The 7,400-nt window shown below is 63.5% G+C and carries 9 protein-coding genes; 7 read left to right on the forward strand and 2 right to left on the reverse strand.

Features of this window, described 5'->3' with window-relative positions:
- The 3 genes from trxA to Q0S16_RS18140 form a co-directional block, all read left to right on the forward strand.
- A partial coding sequence (gene trxA / locus Q0S16_RS18130) for a thioredoxin (RefSeq protein WP_295850955.1) occupies positions 1 to 815 on the forward strand: 815 nt, incomplete at its 5' end.
- Positions 816 to 850: 35 nt separating this feature from the next.
- Positions 851 to 1,525, forward strand: coding sequence for an LON peptidase substrate-binding domain-containing protein (locus tag Q0S16_RS18135; protein WP_295850958.1), 675 nt, complete (start codon positions 851 to 853; stop codon positions 1,523 to 1,525).
- A 34-nt stretch (positions 1,526 to 1,559) separates the two neighbouring features.
- Positions 1,560 to 1,757, forward strand: coding sequence for a Trm112 family protein (locus Q0S16_RS18140; RefSeq protein ID WP_295850961.1), 198 nt, complete (start codon positions 1,560 to 1,562; stop codon positions 1,755 to 1,757).
- Positions 1,758 to 1,878: 121 nt separating this feature from the next.
- Here the strand turns inward: Q0S16_RS18140 and Q0S16_RS18145 are convergent, their stop codons facing one another.
- A complete protein-coding gene (locus Q0S16_RS18145) occupies positions 1,879 to 3,099 on the reverse strand; it encodes a ubiquinone biosynthesis hydroxylase (protein ID WP_295850965.1) in 1,221 nt (406 codons plus the stop codon).
- Positions 3,100 to 3,229: 130 nt separating this feature from the next.
- On the opposite strand from Q0S16_RS18145, the gene tesB reads away from it, so the two are divergent.
- The 4 genes from tesB to Q0S16_RS18165 all read left to right on the forward strand — a co-directional run bounded on the left by tesB (position 3,230) and on the right by Q0S16_RS18165 (position 6,862).
- Complete coding sequence (tesB, locus tag Q0S16_RS18150) at positions 3,230 to 4,105, forward strand: acyl-CoA thioesterase II (protein ID WP_295850970.1); 876 nt, start codon at positions 3,230 to 3,232, stop codon at positions 4,103 to 4,105.
- Positions 4,106 to 4,258: 153 nt separating this feature from the next.
- A complete protein-coding gene (locus Q0S16_RS18155; protein WP_295850973.1) occupies positions 4,259 to 4,597 on the forward strand; it encodes a P-II family nitrogen regulator in 339 nt (112 codons plus the stop codon).
- Positions 4,598 to 5,044: 447 nt separating this feature from the next.
- Entirely contained in the window at positions 5,045 to 5,383 is a 339-nt protein-coding gene (locus Q0S16_RS18160; RefSeq protein ID WP_295850980.1) for a P-II family nitrogen regulator, read from the forward strand.
- A 39-nt stretch (positions 5,384 to 5,422) separates the two neighbouring features.
- The gene (locus Q0S16_RS18165; RefSeq protein ID WP_295850976.1) at positions 5,423 to 6,862 is read left to right on the forward strand and encodes an ammonium transporter; all 1,440 of its coding nucleotides are present in this window, start codon (positions 5,423 to 5,425) and stop codon (positions 6,860 to 6,862) included.
- Between the two features lie 149 nt (positions 6,863 to 7,011).
- Here the strand turns inward: Q0S16_RS18165 and Q0S16_RS18170 are convergent.
- On the reverse strand, positions 7,012 to 7,400 hold a 389-nt coding region (locus tag Q0S16_RS18170; protein WP_295850977.1), incomplete at its 5' end, for a type II toxin-antitoxin system VapC family toxin.

The following is a 7,400-nucleotide window of genomic DNA, read 5'->3' on the forward strand; positions in this document are numbered from 1 at the left end:
AGCGTCAGCCGGTGCTGATCGACTTCTGGGCGCCGTGGTGCGGCCCCTGCCGGCAGCTCACCCCGATCATCGAGAAGGCGGTCCGCGCCGCCAAGGGCAAGGTCAAGCTGGTCAAGATGAACATTGACGAGCATCCGGCGATTCCCGGCCAGATGGGTATTCAGTCGATCCCGGCCGTGATCGCGTTCGTCAACGGCCAGCCTGCTGACGGCTTCATGGGCGCGGTTCCGGAAAGCCAGGTCACCGCCTTCATCGACAAGCTCACCGCGGGTATCCCCGGTGCCGAGCCGACCACCGCCGAGCTGTTGCAGGAGGCGGAGGCCATTCTCGCCGAAGGCGATCCGGCGACCGCCGCCTCGATTTACGGCGAGATCATTGCCGCTGACGCCACCAGCATCCCGGCGCTGGCCGGTCTGGCCCGCTGTTACCTGGAAAGCGGTGCGATCGAGCAGGCCAAGCAGACACTGGAGCTGGTGCCGGCGGCCAAGCGCGAGGACGCCGCGGTCAAGGCCGTGCAGACCAGGATCGATCTGCTCGAGCAGGCCAATGCGCTCGGGCCGGTGACCGAGCTGGAGCAGAAGGTCGCCGCCGATCCGCTCGACCATCAGGCCCGCTTCGATCTCGCCACCGCGCTGAACGCCGCCAACCAGCGCCCGGAGGCCATCAGCCATCTGCTGGAAATCGTCAAGCGCGACCGCAAGTGGAACGAGGACGGCGCCCGCAAACAGCTGGTCCAGTTTTTCGAAGCCTGGGGACCCACCGACGAGGCCACGCTGGACGGCCGCAAGCGGCTATCCACCCTTCTTTTTTCATAATTTATTATTTCTCCCGCGGTGAATCGGAACCGGTCATGCCCATCAATGCCGACTACGACGGTCCCGGTGATCTCCCAGAGATCATTCCGGTGTTTCCCCTGCCCGGGGCGCTGCTGCTGCCCCGCGGTCAGATGCCACTCAACGTCTTCGAGCAACGCTATCTGGCGATGGTCGATGACTCGTTTCGCGACGGTCATCGCCTCGTCGGCATGATCCAGCCCGACGTGTCGCATTCGTCCGACGAGGCCAAGCCGGCGCTGTTCCGGGTCGGCTGCGTCGGCCGCATCACCCAGCTCGCCGAAGCCGGTGACGGGCGCTATATCCTCGAACTCACCGGCGTGACGCGTTTCAAGGTGCTGGAAGAGTTGACCGTGCTGACGGCGTATCGCCAATGCAAGGTGGATTACTTCCCGTTCCTCGGCGACTTCACGGCGCGCAAGGGGGAGGACGAAGTCGACCGCGAAGCGCTGCTGGCGGTGCTGACCGACTTTCTCAAGGCCAACAATCTGAAGGTCGACTGGGAAGGCATCGAGAATGCGCCCAATGAAGCGCTGGTCAACGCGCTGGCGATGATGTCGCCCTACGGGCCGCCGGAAAAGCAGGCCATGCTGGAAGCGCCGGACCTGAAGACGCGTGCGGAAATCCTGGTCGCCATCACCGAGATGGACCTCGCCAAGAAGCGCACCAGCGGCGATACAGGCCTGCAATAGCCATGATCACCGAACCCGCCGGAGCGCAGCAACAATGATGACCCCGACCGAGCGCCCCGAAGGCACCGTCGATCCCAAGCTGCTCGAAATCCTGGTGTGCCCGCTCACCAAAGGACCGCTGGAATTCGACGCATCGCGGCAGGAGCTGGTTTCCCGCCAGGCAAAGCTGGCCTATCCGATCCGCGACGGCATCCCGATCATGCTGCCGGAAGAAGCCCGCGCTATCGATTGAACAGGCTGTCGCTCCGGGGCGCGAGCCGCGTGAGCTGCGAGCGAACCCGGAACCTCGAATTGTTCAACCATCACCAGATTCCGGGTCCGCTCGGGCTGCGCCCTCCCGCCCGCAATGACGGTCAGAGCGCCTCGCCCTTCAGCAGCCGCGGGATTTCGCCGGACAGTCCCGCCGCCTGGCGGATGAAGGCATTCTTCAACGGCGGCAACCGATCGACCAGCCCGAGGCCGATATCGCGCACATTGCGCAGCACCGTGGATTTATTCGAGAACAGCAGGTTGAGCGCATTGGTGGCGACGCCCATCGCCATGGTGTCGAAGCGGCGCCATTGCTGATAGCGCTCCAGCACGTCCGCCTGGCCGAAATCCATGCCGAGCCGCGCGGCGTCCACGATGGTTTCCGCGAGCGCCGCGACATCCTTCAGGCCCATATTGAGCCCCTGCCCCGCGATCGGATGGATCACATGGGCGGCGTCGCCGATCAGGACCAGGCGTTCGGCCACGAAGGAGCGCGCGACGAAATAACCGAGCGGGAACGCGCGCGGCCGGTCGAGCAGCCTGACCTCGCCGAGGTGCAACCCGAAGCGCTGGTCGAGCTCGGCCTGGAACTCCTCTTCCGGCAGCGCCACGATGCGCGCGGCCTCGCCGCGTTTCTCGGTCCACACCAGCGATGAACGCCGGCCCGTCAGCGGCAGGATCGCAAACGGACCCGCTGGCAGAAAATGCTCCTCGGCGCGCCCCTCGTGGTCGCGCTCGTGGCTGACGGTGACGACGATGCCGGACTGGTCATAATCCCAGCCATGGGTCGCGATGCCGGCGCGCTCGCGCAACTTCGATCGGGCGCCATCGGCGGCGACCAGCAGGCCGGCCTCGATCACGCTGCCATCGCCGAGGGTAACGCTGACGCCGTCGGGGCGTGATGCAAACGTCGTCACCGCGGTGGGGCGCAGGTCAATGCCTTCGGCTTCGGCGCGGATTACCAGCTGGTCGATCAGCATCCGGTTCTCGACCATATGCGCGAAGGGCCGGCCGGGTTCGACATTGCCACCAAACGTCAAAAAGGTCGGCCGAGTCGCGTCTTCGAGGTTGGAATCGGTGACGATCATGTCGAGGATCGGCTGCGCCTGCGCTTCCACCAGCGGCCAGACGTCGAGGACTTCAAACAGCCGCCGGCAGGCCGCCACGATCGCCGTGGAGCGCTGGTCGCGGCTCGGCCGCGTCGCCAGCGCGGGATCGGCCACGATGATGGGCAGCGAGGGCCCCAGACCCTGTCGCAAGGCCAGCGCCAGCGCCAGTCCCGCGAACGCTCCGCCTGCGATGACAATGCCTCGTTGTGCCGCCATGATGCCCGTACCTGCTGTTGCCATGCGCTTATAGCTGGGCGACACAGGAAGGTGAAACAAGGGCTGAACCGAGGCTTCAAACCTGGTGATTCGGCCCGCCGGCGATCCCGAGCGCAGCGAAAGACGATTGATGTCCAAGAGCCTGATCGACCTGCTCGACATTCTCGACCTCGAAACCATCGAGGTGAACATGTTTCGTGGCCGCAGCCCGAAGACGCGCTGGCAGCGGGTGTTCGGAGGGCAGGTGATTGGCCAGGCCATGGTGGCGTCGTGCCGAACTGCTGAAGGCCGCTTCCCGCACTCGTTGCACTGCTATTTCATTCTGCCCGGCGACCCGCAGATTCCCATCATCTACCAGGTCGAGCGGCTGCGCGACGGCAAGAGCTATTCGACCCGCCGTGTCACCGCGATCCAGCATGGCCAGGCCATCTTCTCGATGATGGTGTCGTTTCACGCCGAGGAAGCGGATTCCTTCAACCACCAGGACCAGATGCCCGACGTGCCGCCGCCGGAGCGGCTGACGGCGGAAGAACTCGCCAAGGACCCGCTGATCACCCAGATGCCGGACTTCATCCGGCGCTATTATGAATCCGACCGTCCGATCGAATTGCGACCGGTGGAATTCCAGCGCTATTTCGGCACCAAAGTCCCCGACGGCCGGATCAATATCTGGATTCGCACCGCTGCGAAGCTGCCCGACGATCCGGCGCTGCATATGTGCGCGCTCGCCTATGCCTCGGATTTTTCCCTGCTGGATTCGATCATGGCGCGCTATGGTCGCACGCTGTTCGATGGCCAGGTGATGGCCGCCAGCCTGGACCACGCGATGTGGTTTCACCGCCCGTTTCGTGCCGATGAATGGCTGCTCTACAGTCAGGATTCGCCCAGCGCGCAAAGCGGGCGCGGGCTGGCGCGCGGGCTGATCTTCAAACCCGACGGCACGCTGGTGGCCTCGGTGGCGCAGGAAGGTTCGATCCGCGAGCGGCGGGAAAAGCCGGCGGGCTGAGTTGCCCTGCTCCAGCGGTAGCATGCTCCGCGTCGGAATCGCACATACGATTCCGCTTATTTTCCGCGCGCCATGCCGATAAGATTGGCATAGAGGTACTCGGCGTGACGTTGGCCCGGGGGCTGGCGCGGACTTGTTGCAGAAAGTGTGACCATGAAGCTCGTCGTTGCGATTATCAAACCCTTCAAGCTGGACGAAGTGCGACAGGCGCTGACGGCGATTGGCGTGCACGGCATGACCGTCACCGAGGTGAAGGGTTATGGCCGCCAGAAGGGTCACACCGAGATGTATCGCGGCGCTGAATATGTGGTGAACTTCCTGCCCAAGTTGCGGCTCGAGATCGCGGTATCCTCCGACATCGTCGACAAGGCGATCGAGGTGATCTCGTCGAATGCCCGCACGGGCCAGATCGGCGACGGCAAGATCTTCGTAGCGCCGATCGAACACGCTCTCCGTATCCGCACCGGCGAGACGGACACCGACGCGCTTTAAGGCGCGATCCGGGATCGTCCGGCATGCGGGCGAAGCCAGGAACGCCAGCCTGCGCCAAATAGGGGTTGCGTCCGGGAGGACTCTCCCGCGATAGTTGGATGGCCTGCGGATTATGCAAAAAAGGGCCGATCCGCGCAATCAGCCGGACGCAGACACCTTTTTTCTGCCTGCCTCATAAGCAGGATTATGTCGATAGCCTGTCATGCTTTTGTTTTAGACGATGTTGCCTAGTCCTTGGGCGCGACCGAATACCGCACCTGCCGACATTGCGCGCAAAACCCGAAAAGCTGGGGATTCATAAACTGTTAGAGAATTCCACGGCTCTGGCACGGCTTTTGATTCTATTGGGTCTGGCTGTGCCCGCGTAGTGAACTTCTCCGCGTGGTGAACCTCAGTCGAGATCGCCCGATCGTGTTTTCCGGCCGGGCCCAAGCGGGGATAGGACCCATGAAAATTGTTATGGCGATCATCAAGCCATTCAAGCTTGAGGAAGTCCGTGATGCCCTGACCGCCATTGGCGTTCATGGTTTGACGGTGACGGAAGTCAAAGGCTATGGCCGGCAGAAGGGCCATACGGAAATTTATCGCGGTGCTGAATATGCGGTGAGCTTCCTGCCCAAGATCAAGATCGAGGTGGCTGTCGCCTCGGATCAGGTCGACAAAACCATCGAAGCCATCACCACCGCCGCGAAAACCGGGCAGATCGGCGACGGCAAGATCTTCGTCATCGGACTCGACCATGCGGTTCGCATTCGCACCGGCGAAGCCGATGCTGCGGCCCTCTGATCTCGCGCTCACCCCCCTTTCAATCTAGGAGTCGAACACATGACGTTTAAGCGTCCCTCCGGCGCGGGACTGGCGGCATTCGCCGTTGGCCTGTTCGCCGCAACAGCGGCCTACGCCGACCCCACGGTCAACAAGGGCGATAACGCCTGGATGATGACGTCGACGGTGCTGGTACTGTTGATGACCGTCCCCGGCCTCGCGCTGTTCTACGGCGGCCTCGTCCGCTCCAAGAACATGCTCTCGGTGCTGATGCAGGTGCTCTACACGACCTGCATCGTGATGATCATCTGGGCCCTGTACGGCTACAGCATCACCTTCACCGGCGGTTCGGCCTATATCGGCGGCTTCTCGAAGGCGTTCCTCGCCGGCGTGACGCCTGATTCGATGGCTGCTTCGTTCACCGCGGACGCCAACATCTCGGAACTGGTCTACTTCTGCTTCCAGATGACCTTCGCTGCCATCACCCCGGGCCTGATCGTCGGCGCCTTCGCCGAACGCACCAAGTTCGCGGCGATCGCGCTGTTCATCCCGCTCTGGGTGACGCTGATCTACTTCCCGATCGCGCACATGGTTTGGTACTGGGCTGGACCGGATGCCATCGTGGCGGCTGCCAAGGCGCTCGCGGCGGCGGCTCCCGATGCGAAGGCTGCGGCACAGGCCAAGCTGGATGAAGTCATGGCCGATGCCGGCCAGGTGTTCCTGTGGGGCGCCCTCGACTTCGCGGGCGGCACCGTGGTGCACATCAATGCCGGTATCGCTGGCCTGGTCGGTTGCCTGATCATCGGCAAGCGCACCGGCTACGGCAAGGAACTGATGGCTCCGCACTCGCTGACCATGACCATGATCGGCGCCTGCCTGCTGTGGGTCGGCTGGTTCGGCTTCAACGTCGGCTCCAACCTCGAAGCCTCCGGCACCGCCGGCCTTGCGATGACCAACACCTTCCTGGCCACCGCGGTTGCCGCGATGGCCTGGATGTTCGCGGAATGGATGACCAAGGGTCACCCGTCGCTGCTCGGCGCGGCGTCCGGCGCGGTCGCCGGCCTCGTCGCCGTCACCCCGGCCTGCGGCTATTCAGGTCCGATGGGCGCGATGGTTCTCGGTCTGGTCGCAGGCGTCGTCTGCCTGTTCTTCTGCACCGTGATCAAGAACGCGCTTGGCTATGACGACTCGCTCGATGTGTTCGGCGTCCATTGCGTCGGCGGCATCATCGGCGCGCTCGCCACCGGCATCCTGGTCAACCCGGCCCTCGGCGGCACGGGCGTGATGGACTACGTCGCCGGCAAGATCGGCGACTACGACATGGTCACTCAGATGATCTCGCAGTGCAAAGCTGTCGCGACCACGCTGGTGTGGTCAGGCGTCGGCTCGGCGATCCTGTTCAAGGTCGTCGACGTCATCGTCGGTCTGCGCGTCAATGTTGAAGTCGAGCGTGAAGGCCTCGACGTCACCGAGCACACCGAACGCGCCTACAACATGTAAGCGCGACGCGGACGATCGGGTTGATCGTCCGCGGCACGCTTCGAGCAGATCGGTTGGGGCACATACCCGGCAATGCCGCAACCGTCGAAGGGCTCCAGCGCAAGCTGGGGCCCTTCACCTTTTTGGGGCATGTCAGAGAACCGGTGCGGTCAGTTTACATCCGGCGTAATAAGCTCGACCGTCGGAAAGCAATGGCGATACCGCCGCGCATCGCGCGTCAGCAACGGCGACCGTTTCACCTCGGCATGCGCGCCAATGGAAAAATCCGGCAAGACGCCAGTGCGCGGACCGCCGGCTCGGCGGTATTGCACGAAGGCTCTTCCTGCGAGAAAGAGCGCGGCTCGCGGCAGCGAAACGAGTTGCACTCGGAGCCTCTCAAGCGCGGCCTCTGCGCTTTCGCTACTCGGATAGCCGATCGACGTCTCTGCATAGATCACGTCGTTGATCAGCAGGGGACCATCGCCGGCCGCCTGTCTGAGCTTTGCAATTGACCACTCGCACCAGATCGGATCGTCGGTCATGACATCGATCAGGACGT

Source organism: Tardiphaga sp., assembly GCF_025356345.1.
In the GTDB taxonomy this organism is placed as follows: Bacteria; Pseudomonadota; Alphaproteobacteria; order Rhizobiales; family Xanthobacteraceae; genus Tardiphaga.